This is a genomic window from Myxococcus sp. CA039A, assembly GCF_013336645.1.
In the GTDB taxonomy this organism is placed as follows: Bacteria; Myxococcota; Myxococcia; order Myxococcales; family Myxococcaceae; genus Myxococcus; species Myxococcus llanfairpwllgwyngyllgogerychwyrndrobwllllantysiliogogogochensis.
Genome location: NZ_JABUMQ010000239.1, coordinates 1 through 18166, shown reverse-complemented (window position 1 = coordinate 18166; position 18166 = coordinate 1). Strand labels below are relative to the sequence as shown.

General features: G+C 68.7%; 14 protein-coding genes. 3 read left to right on the top strand and 11 right to left on the bottom strand.

Annotated features, from left to right (window positions below; genetic code table 11):
- The 4 genes from rnc to HR086_RS32240 all read right to left on the bottom strand — a co-directional run.
- The coding region (gene rnc, locus HR086_RS32255) for a ribonuclease III (protein WP_174467554.1) at window positions 1–749 on the bottom strand (749 nt) is incomplete at its 3' end.
- A 9-nt stretch (window positions 750–758) separates the two neighbouring features.
- Entirely contained in the window at window positions 759–1622 is an 864-nt protein-coding gene (locus tag HR086_RS32250; RefSeq protein ID WP_174455499.1) for a hypothetical protein, read from the bottom strand.
- A complete protein-coding gene (locus HR086_RS32245) occupies window positions 1622–2767 on the bottom strand; it encodes an acyl-CoA dehydrogenase family protein (protein WP_141645880.1) in 1146 nt (381 codons plus the stop codon). The genes HR086_RS32250 and HR086_RS32245 overlap by 1 nt, the downstream gene beginning before the upstream one ends.
- A gap of 69 nt (window positions 2768–2836) precedes the next feature.
- Window positions 2837–4366 (bottom strand): acyl-CoA carboxylase subunit beta, encoded by a 1530-nt coding sequence (locus HR086_RS32240; RefSeq protein ID WP_141645879.1) that lies wholly within the window; start codon window positions 4364–4366, stop codon window positions 2837–2839.
- 206 nt (window positions 4367–4572) lie between these two features.
- Between HR086_RS32240 and HR086_RS32235 the strand changes: the two genes are divergently transcribed.
- Complete coding sequence (locus HR086_RS32235; protein WP_141645878.1) at window positions 4573–4932, top strand: YtxH domain-containing protein; 360 nt, start codon at window positions 4573–4575, stop codon at window positions 4930–4932.
- A gap of 109 nt (window positions 4933–5041) precedes the next feature.
- Here the strand turns inward: HR086_RS32235 and HR086_RS32230 are convergent, their stop codons facing one another.
- Window positions 5042–5818 (bottom strand): enoyl-CoA hydratase-related protein, encoded by a 777-nt coding sequence (locus HR086_RS32230; RefSeq protein ID WP_141645877.1) that lies wholly within the window; start codon window positions 5816–5818, stop codon window positions 5042–5044.
- A 102-nt stretch (window positions 5819–5920) separates the two neighbouring features.
- Between HR086_RS32230 and HR086_RS32225 the strand changes: the two genes are divergently transcribed.
- On the top strand, window positions 5921–7882 hold the full coding sequence (locus HR086_RS32225) for a TIM44-like domain-containing protein (RefSeq protein ID WP_174467553.1): 1962 nt from the start codon (window positions 5921–5923) through the stop codon (window positions 7880–7882).
- A 102-nt stretch (window positions 7883–7984) separates the two neighbouring features.
- On the opposite strand, the gene HR086_RS32220 is transcribed toward HR086_RS32225, so the two are convergent.
- The 6 genes from HR086_RS32220 to HR086_RS32195 all read right to left on the bottom strand — a co-directional run bounded on the left by HR086_RS32220 (window position 7985) and on the right by HR086_RS32195 (window position 16161).
- Window positions 7985–9496, bottom strand: a complete 1512-nt coding sequence (locus HR086_RS32220) for a methyl-accepting chemotaxis protein (RefSeq protein ID WP_174467552.1) — start codon at window positions 9494–9496, stop codon at window positions 7985–7987.
- 164 nt (window positions 9497–9660) lie between these two features.
- A complete protein-coding gene (locus HR086_RS32215; protein ID WP_141645874.1) occupies window positions 9661–10629 on the bottom strand; it encodes a hydroxymethylglutaryl-CoA lyase in 969 nt (322 codons plus the stop codon).
- Window positions 10622–11350: a class I SAM-dependent methyltransferase gene (locus HR086_RS32210; protein WP_141645873.1), complete on the bottom strand. Its 729-nt coding sequence runs from the start codon at window positions 11348–11350 to the stop codon at window positions 10622–10624. Before HR086_RS32210 ends, HR086_RS32215 begins: the two co-directional genes overlap by 8 nt.
- 96 nt (window positions 11351–11446) lie before the next feature.
- Window positions 11447–12640: an aminotransferase class I/II-fold pyridoxal phosphate-dependent enzyme gene (locus HR086_RS32205; RefSeq protein ID WP_174467551.1), complete on the bottom strand. Its 1194-nt coding sequence runs from the start codon at window positions 12638–12640 to the stop codon at window positions 11447–11449.
- A gap of 39 nt (window positions 12641–12679) precedes the next feature.
- Window positions 12680–13654, bottom strand: a complete 975-nt coding sequence (locus HR086_RS32200) for a phosphatase PAP2 family protein (protein ID WP_371817257.1) — start codon at window positions 13652–13654, stop codon at window positions 12680–12682.
- A complete protein-coding gene (locus HR086_RS32195; protein WP_174467550.1) occupies window positions 13651–16161 on the bottom strand; it encodes an MMPL family transporter in 2511 nt (836 codons plus the stop codon). The genes HR086_RS32200 and HR086_RS32195 overlap by 4 nt, the downstream gene beginning before the upstream one ends.
- A 434-nt stretch (window positions 16162–16595) precedes the next feature.
- Here HR086_RS32195 and HR086_RS32190 point away from each other — a divergent pair, with 434 nt between their 5' ends.
- A complete protein-coding gene (locus HR086_RS32190) occupies window positions 16596–18143 on the top strand; it encodes an aminotransferase class I/II-fold pyridoxal phosphate-dependent enzyme (protein ID WP_141645869.1) in 1548 nt (515 codons plus the stop codon).
- The last annotated feature ends 23 nt before the right edge of the window (window positions 18144–18166 follow it).

Sequence of the window (18166 nt, the reverse complement as noted above, 5' to 3'; positions counted from 1 at the left end):
CCCTCGGGGGGCGGAGGGGCGGCGCTCGCGGCGGTGGCGGCGTCCTGCTTGATGCGCTCCAGGGTGGCCTGCGCCGCGCACTGCTCCGCTTCCTTCTTGCTGCGGCCGGAGGCCCGGGCGAAGGGCGCGTCGCCCAGCGTCACCTCCACCTCGAAAACCTTCGAGTGCTCCGGGCCCGCCTCCGAAATCACGCGGTAGCGGGGCGACAGCTTGAGCTTCTCGTGGGCCATCTCCTGGAGGAGCGTCTTGTAGTCCAGCCTCCCCTGGCCGCTGGAGACCTCATCCAGCAGCTCCGCGAAGCACCGGTCCACCAGGGCCACGGCGGGCTCCAGGCCCGCGCAGAGGTAGACGGCGCCGAAGACGGCCTCGAGCGCGTCCGCCAGCACGGAGTTCTTCTCGCGGCCGCCCGACAGGAGCTCGCCCCGGCCCAGCAGCAGCAGGTCCCCCAGGGGGATGGTGCGGGCCACCCGGGCCAGGCCGTCCTCGTTGACGATGCGGGCGCGCATCTTGGTGAGGTCGCCTTCGGGCATGCCTGGGAAGCGCTCCATCAGCCGGTGGCTGACGGCCAGGTTCACCACCGAATCGCCCAGGAACTCCAACCGCTGGTTGTCCTTGAGGTCCTTGTCCCGCGTCTCATTGACGTAGGTCTTGTGGGTCAGGGCCTCGAGCGCGATCTCCCTGCGCGAGAACCCCAGGCCCAGGCGCTTCTCCAGGGCCTCCACCCGCTCCGACACAGTCAGCTTCTCCACGGACGTCTTTCACTCCTGAGGCGCGTCCGGTCCGACCAGCCTCACGGCTTCGGGACGAACTTTCAGCAGCGCCGCCACCATCCGGACAATGCCCGGGAATTCATCCAGCTCGAACCGGCCCGCCCACACCTTGCCCTGAGCCCCCGCCAGCAGGCCCCGGAAGGTGCGTCCCGCCACCCTCGCGGCGGCGAAGCGATACGGCCGGCCCTCCACCTGCAACTGCGCCAGCAGCTCCAGGCTGCTCCGGGGCGGAACCAACGACTCCGCGCCAAACTTCTCCACGATGTCTGAAAAACGCACCAGCCCCGCGCCCGCGGGCGAAGGCTGTGGACGGCTCGCCGGCTCACCCAGCAGCGCCGCCAGATACCCCGTCAGCGCGGCGCGCTCGCGGAACTCCGACAGCTCCAGCGTGTGCCCCGCCCCCCCGGAGACCTCACCCGCGTCCCGCTGGGCGCGGGCAATGCGGAAGTTGCCCAGCCGGTCCGCCGCGAGCAGGACGGAGAGGTCGCCCTCCACCACCTCGGTGGTCAGCTCCAGGGTGTCCTGGTCCACGCGCGGCACCAGCCCCAGCACCTGGAGCTCCGCCGAACGACGCTGGACATGGAAGATGTGCTCGTTGAAGGCGTCCGACAGCAGCGCTTCGATATCCGCCACGTCGCTGAGGGCGCCGACGAGGATGGGCGCGAGTCCCACCACCGCCGCCGGGGAGATGGGGATGAGCCGGTCCCCCATCACCTGGAAGGTCACCTCGGCGATGAACGCCTTGGTCACGGGATTGACGAGAGGAGACGACTCCAGGTCCAGCACCGCTTCGATGCCGGCCACATCCTCACGTACTTGAAGCCCGAGTCCCTCCAGCCGTGCCGTGTCCATCAAGCCCCTTTGAAGGTCTCTCTCGCGATGATGGTGCGTTGGATCTCGCTCGTTCCCTCTCCAATTTCACACAATTTGGCGTCGCGGAGGTAGCGCTCGACGGGGAATTCGCGGGTGTAGCCATAGCCTCCGTGGATCTGCACCGCCTTGGAGGCCGCGCGCATGGCGACCTCGGAGGCGAACAGCTTCGCCATGGAGGCTTCCTTGGAGTACGGCTGGCCCGCATCGGCCATTCGCGCCGCGCGGTGGACGAGCAGCCGCGCCGCGTCCGTCTCCGTCTTCATGTCCGCCATCATCCAGCGCAGGGCCTGGAACTCGGAGATGGGCTGGCCGAAGGCGGTGCGATCCTTGGAGTAGCGCACCGATTCCTCCAGCGCGCCCCGGGCCAGGCCCACCGCCAGCGCGCCGATGGTGATGCGGCCCTTGTCGAGAATCTTCATCGTGTCGATGAAGCCGTGGTCGACCTCGCCGACGCGGTTCTCGTCGGGGACCTCCACGTTCTCCAGCACCAGCTCCGCCGTGTCCGACGAGCGCATGCCCAGCTTGCCGTGGATGGCGCGCTGGCTGAACCCGGGCATCCCCTTCTCCAGGAGGAACGCGGTGACGCCCTTCTGGCGCTTTTCCGGGGAGGTCACCGCGAGCACGACGAAAACGTCGCCCACGGTGCCCTGGGTGATGAACATCTTGGTGCCGTTGAGCACCCAGTTCTTGCCCTGGCGCACCGCGGTCGTCTTCATGCCGGACGCGTCCGAGCCGGACCCGGGCTCCGTCAGGCCCCACGCACCCAGGGCCTCCGCGGAGGCGAGCTTGGGCAGGTACTTCGCGTGCTGCGTCTCGTTGCCGAAGACGCGCAGGTGGCTGGTGCCCAGGCCGTTGTGGCTGGCCACCGTGAGGGCGAGCGAGCCGTCGTAGCGGGCGATCTCCTCCACGGCCACGGCCACGGCGAGCGAGTCCATGTCCGCCCCGCCGTACTTCTCCGAGACGAGGATGCCCATGACGCCGAGCTGGCCCAGCTCCCGGACGACTTCCATCGGGAACTTCTCCTCCTTGTCCCATTGGCCGGCGAAGGGCTTCACCTGGCGCTCGCAGAAGTCGCGGAGGGAGGACTGGAGGGCGCGATGACTTTCGGGGAGTTCAAAGTCCATGGTCGGGAGGATCTATAGCAAAGGGTCCCGGAAGGCAGCGGGCCTTCCGGGTAGGGCAAGATTCTCTACTCAAACGGGATAGACGCCGTGCTTCTTTTCGGCACGAGGCGTCTGGCGCGAGGCGTACAGCCCGTAGCGCTGGGTCAGCTCGTGACGCAGGCGCTCACCGGGGACGATGTCATCGATGACCAGTTCGCTGGCCAGCTTGTAGATGTCCACGTCCGCCTTGTACTCGTCGCGCAGCTTCTGGACGTAGGCGGGGCGCTCGGCCTCGGGCAGCTCTTGAATCTTGTTGTAGTAGACGGCGTTGACGGCCGCCTCCGGGCCCATGACGGCGATCATCGCCCCGGGCAGGGCCAGGGTGGCCTCCGGCGCGAAGCCCGGGCCGCTCATGGCGTAGAGGCCGGCGCCGTACGCCTTGCGCACGACGAGGCAGATGCGGGGCACGCTGGCCTCGGACACCGCGGAGATCATCTTCGCGCCGGAGCGGATGATGCCCGCGCGCTCCACCTTGGTGCCAATCATGAAGCCCGGCACGTCCGCCATGTAGAGCAGCGGAATGTTGAAGGCGTCACACAGCCAGATGAACCGGGCCGCCTTGTCCGCGCTGTCCACGAAGAGCACGCCGCCCTTGTACTTGGGCTGGTTGGCGATGATGCCCACCGGACGACCGTCGATGCGGGCAAGGCCGGTGATGAGTTCCTGGGCGAAGAGCTTCTTCACCTCGAACCAGCTCCCCTCGTCGATGAGCTCGGTGATGAGGGCGTGCATGTCGAAGGGCTTGTTCTGGTCGACGGGGACGATCTCCTCGACCTTCTTCCCGCTGGCCTTGGGCGCCTTGGACTCCGCGCGCGGCGGCAGCTGGCTGCAGTTCTCCGGGAAGTAGCTCAGGTAGTTCTTCGCCGCGGCGATGGCCTCCTGCTCCGTCTTCACCAGCACGTCGCCACAGCCGGAGATGGAGCAGTGCATCTTCGCGCCGCCCATCTCCTCGAGCGTCACCTTCTCGCCAATCACCATCTCCGCCATGCGCGGGCTGCCCAGGTACATGGAGGCGTTGCCGTCCACCATGATGACCAGGTCGCAGAACGCGGGGATGTACGCGCCACCGGCGGCGGAAGGTCCGAAGAGCAGGCACACCTGGGGCACGTCCCCGGACATGTGCACCTCGTTGTAGAAGATGCGTCCGGCGCCCCGGCGACCGGGGAACATCTCCACCTGATCGGTGATGCGGGCTCCCGCGGAGTCCACCAGGTAGAGCAGCGGGCAGCGCAGCGAGCGGGCGGTCTCCTGGATGCGGAGGATCTTCTCCACCGTGCGGGCACCCCAGCTGCCGGCCTTCACCGTGGAGTCGTTGGCCATGATGGCCACCGTGCGTCCGGCCACCTTGCCCAGGCCGATGACGACGCCATCCGAGGGCAGCTCCCCGTCCAGGTTGTTGGCGAGCTTCGCGTCCTCGACGAAGGAGCCTTCGTCGACCAGCAGGCGGATGCGCTCCCGCGCGAACAGCTTGCCGGCCTCCTGGTTCTTCGCGTGGTACTTCGGCGCGCCACCCTTCTCCACCTGGGCGATCTTCTCGAGCAGTTTCGTGTCTTGGGACATGGCCCGGGCGACATAGCAGAAAGGTCCACGGCTGGCTGCTCTCTCACCGAGGGCTCGACGCACCCTGTCGTCCAGCCGATGACGCGCCGAGCGAACCCCAGGGTCCGGGGGGTGGCGGCGCGGGCTCCCCTGCCTACCTTCAACGCTCGAAGGAGACGCTCCGCGGCGCGGCGCGTCCCCGACCAACACTGGCCCAGGAGGGATGCATGTTCGCGAAGAAGAAGGCGAAGTGGACGGCGAAGGGTTTGGCCAAGAGCGAGCTGTACCGCAAGTGGATGGCGCACAAGCTCCTCGACGAGCTTCCCCGCGTCGCCCGGAATCGCTGGGACGACTTCGAGCCGGATGATGCGCTGCGGCACGTGGGTCTGACGACCTACAAGCCGGGCCGCGCCGGGCTGGGCAGCCTGGGTCTGTTCCTCATCGGCGCGGTGGCGGGCGGCGTGGCGGCCCTGCTGCTCACCCCGAAGACGGGCGACGACCTGCGCAGCCAGGTGAAGGACAAGGCCATGGGCTACATGAACAAGCAGAACATCGGACTGGCGCCGGAGAAGAGCGCCAGCGCCTAGCGAGTGAGACTGCCTCGTCGCGCGGGCCACTCGTTCGCGAGGGTCCGACCCGACCAAGGTCACGAGGGCGGGGTCCGCGAGTCGCGGGCCGCCGCCCTTCGTGTGTTTCTCAGCGCCCCTTGAAGACGGGGGGACGCTTCTCCGCGAAGGCACGCAGGCCCTCGAGCCGGTCCTCCGTCTTGAGGACCTCTTCGTACTTGCGCAGCTCCAGCGCGAGCGCGTCGTCCAGCTCCAGGCCCGTGCCCTCGTCGATGGCGTGTTTGGCCGTGGCCACCGCGATGGGGGCGTTGTCCACCACTGACTCCGCGAGGCCGTGCGCGACCTCCAGGAGGTGCCCTTCGGGCGCGAGCCGGTTCACCAGACCCACGGCGAAGGCCTCCGCCGCGTTGAGTCGCCGGGCGGTGAGGATGAGGTCCTTGGCGCGCCCCGGGCCCACCAGTCGCGCCAGCCGCTGCGTGCCGCCGCCTCCGGGGATGATGCCCAGCTTCACCTCGGTGAGCCCCAGCTCGGCCGCCGGGGCCGCCACGCGCAAATCACAGGCGAGCGCCAGCTCGGTGCCTCCACCGAAGGCCGCGCCGTTGATGGCGGCGATGAAGACGCAGTCGCTCTTTTCAATCGCGCGGAACGTCTTGCGCAGCCCGTCGAGGAACGCGCGCACCTCGTCCTCGGCCATGCCCGCGCGCTCCTTGAGGTCCGCGCCCGCGCAGAAGGCCTTGTCGCCCGCGCCGGTGATGACGACCGCGCGAACCTGGTGCCCCGAGGAAACCCGAGCGACGAGCGCGCCCAGCTCCTGGAGCATGGCGCGGCTGATGGCGTTGCGGCGGCCCTCGCCGTCGATGGTCCAGATCTCGATGGCACCGCGTGCGTCGACCTTGAATTCCGGCATATCCGCTCCCCTTCCAGGGCCCGCCCGGCGGGCCGCTCTGGGACGCGGCAGAGTGCGGCGGGAAGGCGGGTCTGGCAAGGCGGAAACGGTTAGCATCCCCTCATGCCTTCGCCGCGCACCGTGCTCCGACAGCTCGCCCCGTGGGCCTCCTGGTGGCCCTCGGCCCTCGCCCTGGTGGCCCTGGCCCTCGTTCCCCTGGACGCCCTGGCCCGGGGCGGTGGTGGCGAGCACTACACGCGTCCCTCCTCGGACCGCGACGGCGGTGGCGATGGGATTCCCATCTGGATCCTCTTCGAGGCGTTCCGGCTGGTGTTCCGCTACCCGAAGGTGATGATTCCGCTGCTGGTCATCTGCGGCGTCGGGTACTGGCTCTACAAGCGCAACCTCCACCCGACGGCCACCACGCGCAAGGCGTTGGACCAGTACGAGGCGGACCAGCGCACCCAGGTGACTTCGCGCGACGTGTCCGGCTGGGTCAACGCGCTCAAGCTGAAGGACCCCGCGTTCGAACTGGAGCCCGTGCTCGGCAAGGTGCGCAGGCTGTTCATGGACCTGCAGCAGGCCTGGTTCCGCCGCGACATGACGCCGGTGCGGCCCTTCCTTTCGGACGCGACGTGGCAGCGCTTCGGCGTGCAGCTCAAGCTGCTGGATGCGCAGGGCGTGCGCGATGCCATCACCGACATCGAGGTGCTCGACGTCCAGCTCATCGGCCTGGAGCAGAGCGAGTGGTTCGACAGCATCCAGGTCCGCGTCCAGGCGCGGATGCGGGACACGGATGTGTCCGCGAACGACACGGATGCGCAGGCCGTCGAGGCCGCGCGCAGGGCTCGGATGGAGACCTTCACGGAGGTGTGGACCTTCGTGCGCAAGCCGGGCGTGCAGACGCGCATCGGCGCGGACCTGTTCCAGGGCAAGTGCCCCAACTGCGGCGCCCCGTACAAGGGCGGTGCGGCCAACCGCTGCGAGTTCTGCAACGCGGTGGTGAACTCCGGCAACTACGACTGGACGCTCACGGAGATAACGCAGGGCGTGGAGCACTCGCGCTACCACCGGACGGTGGACGGGCTGATGCAGGCGCGGCAGGACGACCCTGCACTCAACCTGGAGGTCCTGGAGGATCGCGCGTCGCTGCTGTTCTGGAAGTGGATCGACGCACAGAGCCGGGGCGACACGAACGGCCTGTCCAAGGTGGCCACGCCGGATGCACTCGGGACGCTGAACTCCGAGCTGGACGGTTTGCGTCGCCAGGGCCGGCGGAGGGTGTTCCTGGAGTGCGCGGTGGGCTCGGTGGATGTGCGGCTGCTGGAGGTGGACCCGCGAGGGTATGACCGCGCGCACGTGGAGATCCGCTGGAGCGCGCGCATGGGTGTGGGCCCCGTCAACGAGCGTCCTCCGCAGATCCCCACCCTGCCCCAGCGCTTCGTCTTCACGCTGGTGCGCAAGCATGGCGCGCGGACGAACACCGCGAACGGCGTGTCCACGGACCGCTGCCCTCAGTGCAACGCGCCGCTCACCGACAGCGCCGCCACGGCGTGCGAGTTCTGCGGCACTCAGCTCGCCAATGGTGAGCGGGACTGGGTGCTCGCGTCCGCGCTGCCCTTCGAGGCGTGGAATGTCCGCGAGGGAGCGAGCAGCTACCGGGCGCCGCCTGCCCGCGCGCCGGTGGCCCGGCCGTCAAACGGTGCGCCCGCGGTGGCCTCGTCGGGGAACGGCACGGACGCGGTGCTGGATGTCCAGGAACGGCATCGGCTGCTCTACATGATGGCCGCCATCGCCGCCTCCGACGGCACCGTGACTCCCGCCGAACGCCGGCTACTGAAGCTGTGCGCCGAACGCTGGGACGTCGAGTGGTCTCAGGTGGAGATGGCCCTCAACGCGGGGCCGCAGCTCTTCGAGCGACTGGTTGCCAGGGGCAGCCCCGAGGCGGAGGTCTTCCTGCGCAACATCGTCGAGATTGCCCTGGTGGATGGCCGCATCGACCGCAAGGAGCGCCGCATGCTGGAGTCCGCGGCGGGCCACCTGGGCCTCCAGGAGAAGTTGGCGTCGATGATCAGCGACCGTTGAAACGGCAGGGGGCGGGCCACCGAGCCCGCCCCTCCGGGAATCCGGCGAGACACACTCCGAGTATGATTACTGGGAGTGAAATCCAGCCCTGGGCCCGAGGGCTCAGGAGGGGCGGTGTGACTCGGGCTGATAGGCCTGGATGACCCGCTGCACCCGGTCGGTGACGGACTGGAGGGCAACGGTGGCTGAGGCGGCGGAATCCAAGCGGCCCAGGGTCTCCGTCATCATCGCGGACAGGTCATTCACGGCGCTGAAGAGCTGCGAGACGCCCGCCGCCTGCTGCCCCACCGCCGCTGAGATGCGGCGCACGCTGTCGGTGCTGTTCTCCATCATCGAGGTGAGGCCACGAAGGCTCTCGCCGGACTCGCGCACCACTTCCAGGTCCATCGACATCCGCTCGGAGCCCCGCTTGCTCGCGGTCATCACCGCCTGGATGGACTTCATCGTTTCGTCGAGGATGACGCGCACCTCGCCCGTGGCCTGCTGGGACTGGCGCGCCAGCCGACGCATCTCGGTGGCGACCACCGCGAACCCCCGGCCCGTCTCCCCCGAGCGCGCGGCCTCAATCGCGGCGTTGACGGCCACCATGTTGGACTGGTCCGCCAGGTCCTTCACCGTGGCGGCGATGTCGTTGAGCTTGCGGGCCCGCGCGCCCAGTTTCTCGAGCTGACCGGACAGCTCCGACGCCTGCGACCGGATGCCCTCCAGTCCCAGCATGCTCTTGCCAATCATCGCCTGGGCCGTGGTGCCCGCATCGCCCGCCTGGGTGGTGGACTCCATGATGACCTCCGCCTGCCGTGAGGTCTCCTCCGACGTGCGCTGAATCTCCGTCGCCGTCACCTGTGTCTCGGACAGCGCCTGCGCCTGCCGCGACAGCATCCGGCGCTGGTCCTCGGTGGTGATGGTCAGGGAGAGCATCGCCTCGGTCAGCTCCCGAGCGGAGTCCATCAGGGGCTCCACCACCCTCGCCTGGATTTCCCCCTGCGCCAGTTCCAGCCGCGCCTGCCGCGACGCCAGCTCCCGCAAGTCCCTTCGTCCGCTCAGGCACGTCAGGATGAGGAACACGTTCTCGAACACCACCCAGCCCGCGTGCTCCAGCGGACGCCACAGGCTCACCAGGTCCGTGCCGAACACCGACTGTGGCCAGAACAGCCCGCGCGCCAGGTGGTCCACCACCACCACGCCCGAATAGATGAACAGCACGCGCAGGTCCCGGTAGACGGCCAGGAAGGCCAGCGAGCCGAAGATGTGGAAGTGCGTCTCGATGCGGCCATCGGTGATGTGGATCAACAGCCCCGAGGTCAGCGCTTGCGCCACCGCGACGGAGAAGCGCGTGGACACGCCCCCAGGACGCAGCAGGCTCAGTGACACGGGGAGGCTTGCCACCACGAGTCCGAGCACGCCCGCCGCCCAGACATGAGGGTGCACTTCACTCGAGGTCCCCGCCCACGTCCGTGGCGACAAGACGAGCGCGGTGAGGAGCGCCCCCAACCATTGAAGTCCCATCAGCACGGCGAACATCCGGTCCGTGCGGCGGTGGAGGGCAGATTGATGCGCGTCAAAGATGTCCGACGAGCGGTTCGCGAGGGCCGTCGCGTCGACCGTGTGGGTCATGAAGCAAGTCCAGGTGGGGGGTACAGGGTCGACTCCCACCCAGGCTAGCAGTGGTGCCCTCGTATCGGAACCACCGTCGAAATTTTACAGACTTGCCACCCCTCACGGAGGGAGTGACCCACGGAGCCGCTCCAGGCGAAAGCCAGGGGCCCCGTGGGAATGGCTCAGGTCTGCGCGCGGCGAGAGGCCTTCTTCTCGCGCTCACCCAGGGCGGCCTGGAGGTACTTGCCCGCCAGCTTCCGGCCGATGAGCTCCTGGGCAATCTCCCCGGCCTCCACCAGCCGGTCCAGGTTGATGCCGGTGTCCACGCCCATGCCGTGGAACATGAAGACGGCGTCCTCGGTGGCCAGGTTGCCCGCGGCCCCGGGCGCATAGGGGCAGCCGCCCAGCCCGCCGATGCTCGCGTCGAACGTCGTCACGCCCGCGGACAGGCCCACCAGCGAGTTGGCCAGCGCGGTGCCTCGGGTGTCGTGGAGGTGCAGCGCCAGCTTCTCCACCGGAATGTGCTGGAGGAGCGCCTCCAGAATCTCTTCCGTCTGCCGGGGCGTGCCCACGCCAATCGTGTCGCCGAGGCTGAGCTGGTAGATGCCCGCGTCCACGAGGTAGCGGCAGATGTCCACCACGCGCTCCACCGGGACATGGCCCTCGTAGGGACAGCCCCACACGGTGGACAGGTAGCCGCGCACGCGCATTCCGGCCTGGAGCGCGGCGGACGTCACCTCGCGAGCGCCCGCCATGGCTTCGGCGATGCTCTTGTTGATGTTCTTCTTGGAGTGGGCCTCGGACGCGGAGATGAACACCGCCGCTTCCTGCAACCCCGCCTCCTTCGCGCGCTCCAGCCCCTTGAGGTTGGGAACCAGCGCGGAGAACACCACGCCCTCGCGGCGCCCCACCAGCCGCAGCAACTCCTCCGCGTCCGCGAGCTGGGGAATCCACTTGGGCGACACGAACGACGTTACCTCGATGCGCTTCTCGCCGGCCGTCACGAGGGCGTCGATGAGCCGCGCCTTGTCGCGCGTGGGCAGCGTGCGCAGCTCGTTCTGGAGTCCGTCCCGAGGGCCGACTTCGTACACGTCCACCCGCTTCGGCAGCTGGCTCAGCAGGGTTCCACGCGCTCGTGAATTCTCAGCCATCTCGCAGCACCGCTCCCACAATCAGGTCGGCCGACAGATGCGTCAGCGGCTCGCCATCGAGCCCGCCATGCACCCAGGAGATTGAAAACCCCGTGCTTTCCAACAGCCCGGCGAGATCCGCAAGGGGATAGTAACGAATGGCGTAGGACGCATGCAGGACGCGCCCGTCCACGAGGGTGAGCGTTCGTCGTCCCACGTCACGTCCCGTCGCCGCGTCGAAGTGACTCTCCTCATCCAGCACGCCACCACCGGGAAGCCCGCGCTGGAACGCGGCGTCGGGTGACGCGGCCAGTCGTTCGTGTGGCACCGTCTGGAACACCAGCCGCCCTCCCCGTCTCATGGCGCGCGCCAGCTCACGGAGGATGTGTACGTGCTCCTCGTCCGTGAAGGCGAACAGCGTGGAATACCACGCGTACGCACCGGACAGGCTCCCCTCCCGAAAGGGCAAGGCCCTCAAGTCTCCGCGCACCACCGGGAAGCCCGGGCGTCGCATCGACAGCGAGAGCGCGTCCTTCTCCAGGCCGATGACGCGACCGGCCAAGGGGCCCGAGGCCTGGAGCCGCGCGGCATGGCGGCCATGCCCGCAGCCCAGGTCCACCACGGGCCCCGGGCCAGGGAGGTCGGCGAATGCGCGCGCGAGGTAGTCCACCTCCCTCGCCGTGACGGACTCGGAGAGGAACGGCAGCGTGCTGCGCAGGTACAGCTCACCGAAGAAGTCCACGCGCGCCCGTGGCGGCCGGGAAGTGCCGGGCCGCCCTCCTGCGAGGGGATGTAGCAACCGCGTCCGGGGCTCGCAATGCGCGCGGGCACGGCGCCGTCAGCGTCGAGTCGACAGCTTCGCGCGCAGTCGGAGCACGGCCTCATCCAACACCGCGTCCGTCTTGCAGAACGCGAAGCGGGCGAGCCCGTGCCCCAGGTGCCGATGCTCGGGCCCGTAGAAGACACTCGGGGGAATGGCTGCCACGCCGACCTCCGACACCAGGTGCCGGCAGAAGGCCATGTCGTCCGGGAAGCCGAAGCCCCGGATGTCCGCGAGGATGAAGTAGCTGCCATCCGGGGTGTACGCCGGCAGTCCCGCCTCGCGCAGCCCGGCGAGCAGCCGCTCCCGTCTCGACAGGTAGGTCGCCGCCAGCTCCGCGAAGTACGCATCCGGCAGCCGGAGCGCCGCCGCCATGGCCACCTGGAAGGGAGACGCCGTCGCGAAGGTGACGAACTGGTGCGCGCGCTGAATCGCATCGCGCAGCGGGGGCGGCGCGATGACCCAGCCCACCTTCCAGCCCGTGAGGCTGAACGTCTTGCCGCCGCTGCTTACCGTCACCGTCCGCTCCGCGAGCGACGGCACCGTGGCCGGGCGCACGTGGCGGGCGGGCGCGAAGGTGATGTGCTCGTAGACTTCGTCGGACAGCACCTTCACGTCATGCTCGGCGCACAGCGCGCCGATGCGCTCCAGCTCCTCGCGAGTGAAGACCTTGCCCGTGGGGTTGTGGGGCGTGTTGAGGATGAGCAGCCGCGTGCGCGGACCGAAGGCCGCGCGCAGCTCGTCCCAGTCGAACCACCACTGCGCATGCGCCGCGTCCGGTGGACGCAAGGGCACCCAGCGCGCGGTGGCGCCAACGAAGGTGATGTTGGCGTCGTACGAGTCGTAGAACGGCTCGAAGGCCACCACCTCGTCGCCCGGGTCCACGAGTCCCAGCAGCACATCGAGGATGGCCTCGGTGGCGCCGCTGGTCACCGTCACCATGGTGTCCGGGTCCACCGTCTGCCCGTAGAAACGCGCGGCGTGTTCGGCGATGGCGACCCGCAAGTCCCGGGCGCCCGAGCTCATGGCGTACTGGTTGACGCCCTCGCGGATGGCCCGCTGAGCGGCCTCCTTCACGGCGTCAGGCCCGTCGAAGTCGGGGAACCCCTGCCCCAGATTCACGGCGCCATGCTTCTGCGCCAGGGCGCTGAACTCCGAGAAGACGGTGGTGCCGAACCGGGACACGCGCTGCGACAACACGGGCCTGGACATGGGGGCTCCTGGCGGCCGGCGTCAGTCGCCGGACCGGGCTCAGGGGCGCAAGATAGCGTCCACCGGGACGGAACGCGCGGCTCTCTCGCTCTCGCGCTGGCGGGCCGCTCGGGACAGGGCCGCGGACATGCCCACCACCACCATCACCAGCGGCACCGCGCACAAGAGGTCCGTGGCGTAGTGGAAGCGCCCGGCCAGCGTCGCGACGATGAGCCCCAGGCCCGGCAGCAACATCACCCAGAACAGCTTCCGGGAGAACCGCCACGAGTAGAACAGCACCACCAGCGTGGTGCCGGTGTGGCCCGACGGGAAGCAGTCCCGACCGAAGAGGGGCCTGCGCATGATGGAGTCCAGCATCGGCGTCCACGTGCCCTGCAGCGGCCCGCTGAACGCGTCGACAAGGAAGTAGCGCGGCCCCACGGCGGGCACCAGCGAGTAGGCCGAGTAGTTGAGGATGAACAGCAGGCCCAGTCCCAGCAGGTACTCGTCGAACTCCGCCGACGCGCCCCGGGCCCGGTAGTACAGCCCGATGCCCAGCACCAACGGCCAGACGAAGTGGCCGTAGTAGCAGACCATCAACACGTCGTTGAGCCACGGCGGCACGACGTGCGCGAGCACCACCGCCGCCTGGAACCCGAAGATGCGCTGGTCCGCCGCCACGAGCTGCGCGTCGCGCAGGAACGGGTTGAGCGTGTCCACCACCGGCGACAGCCACGAGTGCGTCAGCACCGCCACGGGCAGCAACCAGAAGTCGGCGATGACCGTCAACCAGCGCTGGCGAGGGAACCAGGACTCCAACGTCCGCAGCACCAGCGGACCGGCGGCCATGGAGGCGAACAGCCCCGCGTTGGGGATGGCCTGCGGCGCCCAGCGTCCCGGCCCGAGCAGGACAAAGGCCCCGAGCGAGCACGCAATGACGATGATGAGGTCCACCGCCCCCAGCCGGACCTGCGCATCACGAGGGCCATTCATGGGGACGGAGCCACGAAAGCTCTGGAAGGTCACGAGACTCACGCCGATTTCCGCTCCCCCGATGGCGCGGTGTCCTGACCGGCCATGTCGAGCTCCAGGCTCCGGACGACAGCACCCTCCCGGGCGACCGAGCCCTGCCTCTCCTTCCAGCGCTCCAGGAGGGCGAGCAGCGCGGGGAAGAAGACCGTGGTCCCCAAGAAGGTGCACACGACCCCAAGTAGCGCAATCTGTCCGATGCTGCGCAACCCCTGGTGGTTGGCCACGAGCAGCGCGCCGTAGCCCGCCGCGTTCGACAGCGTGGCCACCACGGCCGCCAGCCCCGTGTGCCGCACCACCTTGCCGAGCGAGCCGGGGCCCTCCTCCTCGTACCGGTGATACAGGTGGATGGAGTTGTCCACGGCGATGGCCAGGAGATTCGGCAGCACCACGGCGTTGATGAAATTGAGCTGCACGTCGAACAGGTACATGCCGCCCGCCAGGCACGTCATGCCCAGGAACAGCGGCCCCGTCACCAGCAGCGCGCGCTTCAGGCTGCGCAGACTCAGCAGGATGACGACGAACACCACCGCCGCCGCGGAGCAGAGGATGAGCAGTCCATCTCCACGCACCAGCGCGAAGATGCGCGCGGCGATGCGGTTGCTGTCCAGGACGGACATCTCCACGCCCCGCGCCGTCGCCGTCTCCACCACCTGGTCGATCTGCGCGGCCCAGCGCTTCAGGTCGTCGGTGTCGTAGTTGGACACGGAGGGGAACAGCAGCAGGAAGGTGCCCTGGCCGTCGGTGGCCAGGAAGCGACGGCGCACCTCCACGGGCAGCGAGTCCAGACCGTAGGGCTTCGCTTCCACCATCTGCTCGAAGTCCTTCAGCCGCGGGTCCTCGTGCGCCGCCTCGGGCAGCCCCTGCAGCAGCGCCCGGATGCCGGCGATCTCCTTCTCCCGTCGCTCCAGGTCTCCCGGCACCAGGTCGTTCAGGGAGGTGGTGCGCAGGAACACGGAGTCTGCGCCGTTGCGCTGCTTCACCTCCGCGATGACCTGCTCCACCTTCGCCACCTGGGCCAGGTCGTCGACCAGGAAGATGGCCGGGTTGAGCGGCTGTCCCAGTTGCTCGGTGACATGGTCATCCAGCCGCGAGGCCGGCGAGTCACCCTTCAGCTTGCGCATGTCCGTCTCGAACCCCAGTCGAGGGGCGATGGAGACGGAGAACGCGGCGAAGCCCACCACCAAGAGAGCCAGCAGCGCGATGACGGGCGTGGGCCAGCGCTTCCACTCCCGCGCCGGAGCCGGGGTCGCCGACGACGTGGCGGTCTCCGCCGACGCGGGCGCGCCGTCCTTGCGCGCGGGGCGCAGCCGCTCCGCGATGGCGAGCAGTGACGGTCCCAGCGCATAGGCCGCGATGACGGCGAGCAGCACGCCCAGGCCCGCCAGGAATCCGAACTGGTTGAAGGCGTGGAACTGCGCCAGGAGCAGCACGAAGAAGGCCGCCGCGTTCGTCACCGCCGAGGTGAGCGCGCCGCTGAACGTGCCGCGCACCGCCGTGGCCAGCGCGTCGCGGGACGAGCGCGTCCGCCGCTCCTCCCAGTAGCGCATGCACAGGTGCACGCCGTACTCGATGCCCAGGCCGATGAGGATGGCGACCAGGAAGCCCGTCACCACGTTGAGGTGGCCAATGGCGAGCTGCGCCACACCGAACGTCACCAGCAAGCCCACGACGACGGGCACACCGACGACGGCCAGCGCCGCGATGCGTCGCGTGGCCAGCAGGATGAGCCCCACCGCGATGAGCGCGGACAGCATGCCGGCGCGCGACAGGTCGCCCCGCATCACCGCGTCTTCCTCGATGCGGTTCTGGAAGTTGCCCGTGGCCTCCAGCTTCACGGCGGGAAAGCGCTCCGAGGCCAGCGTCCGGCCCGTGCCCATGGCCAGCTCCACGAAGCGGCGCGCGAAGGAGAGGTCTCCCGCCGTCCCCATGGGCTTGAGCATGAGGTACACCTCGGTGCCATCCGCGTTGGCCAGGTACTCGTGCACCGGCGCGTTGGGCGAGTGCTTGCGGGCAATCTCCTCGAACGTGGGCGGAGGAGGCGTGGCTCCCAGGTCGATGTAGAAGGGGTTGGCCTGCTGCCGCTCGTAGCGCACCCGCGCCGCCAGCTCCGTGCGCAACTCCACCAGCTTCTCCGCCGGCAGCAGCAACAGCCCGTGACGGCGGAAGAACTCCACGTCGTAGCTGTGCTCGACGTAGCGGACCTCCGGCAGGGCCTCCAGTCGCGATTTCAGCTCGCTCGCGTAAGCCTTCAGCCGCTCCGGCGTGTCCCCCTTCGCGACGATGACCAGGTACCCATCCCCGCCGGCCTTCTGCGACACGCGTGTCAGGTCCTGGACTTCACGGGCTCCCTGGGGAAGTAGTTCCACGAATGAACCACGAAACTCCAACCGCGACGCCAGTGCCATACCGCCCGCGGCGAGCAATGCGCAGATCAGCAGCACGTACCAGGGCCGGGAGACCGCCGTCTGGATGAACCCCTCGAACCACCGTTCCCGCAGAGACCTGGCCACCGTCCACTCCTCGATGAACGCCGGGCATAGCAAATTCCCGGCCATTCGTAGCCCCCCCAAACAACGGGCGGCTGGAAAGCCTTCCGCCGGTCATTCAGGTGCCGCCGGACGTGCAGCCGAGTACACACGGTACTTTCCAGTATCCACTGGAAGACGGTGCGATGCGGCGGGGTGCCACCAAAGAGCCAGTGCTGTCAAGGCACGGGCGTCAAAGGGCCTCTCGCATGGGACTCAAGCGACAGTCCGCGCCTTGACACTGCCTCTCGGCCTCTTTATTCACCGCCCCGCGTCCCCCGAGGGAGGTCGACGGACGCAAGGTTGCCCCCGGCTCGGGAACGAGCCCTGCATGGTGAGTGGCGACCGGAGTGATGCATCCGCCTGACAGGCGACAAACCCTCCCCCGACGCAGACATACAGAAAGACCACAGAACACCATGAGCGACGTCTTCGACAAGTGCAGCAATTGGAAGGACTACCGCATCGCGAAGGCCACCGGCCTCTACCCTTACTTCCGCGTCATCGAGGCGTCGCACGGCGCCACGGAAGTGGAGATCGAGGGCAAGCGGGTGATCATGGTTGGTTCCAACAACTACCTCGGCCTGTCGGCGGATCCGCGCGTCAAGGAAGCGGCGATCAAGGCGACGGAGAAGTTCGGGACGACGTGCTCGGGCTCGCGGTTGTTGAACGGCACGCTGGCGCTGCATGAGGAGTTGGAGGGGCGGCTGGCCAAGTTCCTCAACCGCGAGTCGGCGCTGGTCATCTCCACGGGCTTCCAGACGAACCTGGCGCTGGCGTCGATTCTCGGCCGCCACGACATCGTCTTCAGCGACCGGCAGAACCACGCGTCCCTGGTGGACGGCATCCGCCTGTCCTTCGCCACCGAGCGCAAGTTCCGCCACAACGACATGGACCACCTGGAGCAGCTCTTGTCCCAGGCGGATCCGAACGCGGGGAAGATCATCATCACCGACGGCGTCTTCTCCATGGAGGGAGACGTCTGCAACCTGCCGCGCATCGTGGAGCTGGCGAAGCAGTACAACGCCCGGGTGATGACGGATGACGCGCACGCCATGGGCGTGCTGGGTGAGAAGGGCCGGGGCACCTCGGAGTACTTCGGCCTGGAGAAGGAGACGGACCTCGTCATGGGGACGTTCTCCAAGAGCTTCGCGTCGCTGGGCGGCGTGCTGTCCGGTCCGTTCGACGTCATCAACTACATCCGCCACAAGTCCCGCTCGGTCATCTTCTCCGCGTCCATGACGCCGGCGTCCATCGCCTCGGCGCTCAAGGCGCTGGAGATCATCGAGGCGGAGCCGCAGCGCCGCGCGCGCCTGTTGGACATCGCGGAGAAGATGCACAACGGCTTCCGCGCCATGGGCTTCGACACCGGCGTGTCGGTGTCGCCCGTGGTTCCGGTGCACATCGGCGACCAGGTGAAGTGCTTCCGCTTCTGGCGCGCGCTGCATGAGGCGGGCGTCTTCGCCAACCCGGTGATTCCGCCGGCGGTGGAGGCGGGCCACGCGCTCATCCGCACCTCGTACATGGCCACGCACACCGACGCGCAGCTGGACCGGGTGCTGGACACCTTCGAGACCATCGGCCGCAAGCTGGGCGTGATTCCGGAGACGCGCCCCACGGTGTACGAGCCGGTGCAGATCGCCCGCCCGGGCACGTCCGTGCGCTCCAACAAGGCGAGCGAGAAGTGGGCGGCGGGCTCCGCCGGCCTGCTCGCGGACAAGGGCGGCATCACCCTGGAGCAGCTGCAGCGCATGTCGTCGCGCGAGGTGGCCGGGAAGATCTTCGACGCGGTGGAGCAGCTCACCTGGCGCGCGGCCAACCTCCAGCCGGAGGACCTGCGTCAGCTGCGCTCCGCGCCCATGAAGCTGTGGGAGAAGCGCGGCACGCTGCCCGGCCTCCTCCTGGAGAAGGGCGCGCACTTCTTCATGCGCAACGGCACCGACGGCAACCCCGCCGAGAGGACCTGATCCCCCATGGCCCTGCCCGCCGA

Excerpts from the sequence above, each read along its gene's own strand:
- HR086_RS32250 (WP_174455499.1), bottom strand. The coding sequence starts at position 1,622 with ATGGACACGGCACGGCTGGAGGGACTCGGGCTTCAAGTACGTGAGGAT.
- HR086_RS32245 (WP_141645880.1), bottom strand. The coding sequence starts at position 2,767 with ATGGACTTTGAACTCCCCGAAAGTCATCGCGCCCTCCAGTCCTCCCTC.
- HR086_RS32240 (WP_141645879.1), bottom strand. The coding sequence starts at position 4,366 with ATGTCCCAAGACACGAAACTGCTCGAGAAGATCGCCCAGGTGGAGAAG.
- HR086_RS32235 (WP_141645878.1), top strand. The coding sequence starts at position 4,573 with ATGTTCGCGAAGAAGAAGGCGAAGTGGACGGCGAAGGGTTTGGCCAAG.
- HR086_RS32230 (WP_141645877.1), bottom strand. The coding sequence starts at position 5,818 with ATGCCGGAATTCAAGGTCGACGCACGCGGTGCCATCGAGATCTGGACC.
- HR086_RS32225 (WP_174467553.1), top strand. The coding sequence starts at position 5,921 with ATGCCTTCGCCGCGCACCGTGCTCCGACAGCTCGCCCCGTGGGCCTCC.
- HR086_RS32220 (WP_174467552.1), bottom strand. The coding sequence starts at position 9,496 with ATGACCCACACGGTCGACGCGACGGCCCTCGCGAACCGCTCGTCGGAC.
- HR086_RS32215 (WP_141645874.1), bottom strand. The coding sequence starts at position 10,629 with ATGGCTGAGAATTCACGAGCGCGTGGAACCCTGCTGAGCCAGCTGCCG.
- HR086_RS32205 (WP_174467551.1), bottom strand. The coding sequence starts at position 12,640 with ATGTCCAGGCCCGTGTTGTCGCAGCGCGTGTCCCGGTTCGGCACCACC.
- HR086_RS32190 (WP_141645869.1), top strand. The coding sequence starts at position 16,596 with ATGAGCGACGTCTTCGACAAGTGCAGCAATTGGAAGGACTACCGCATC.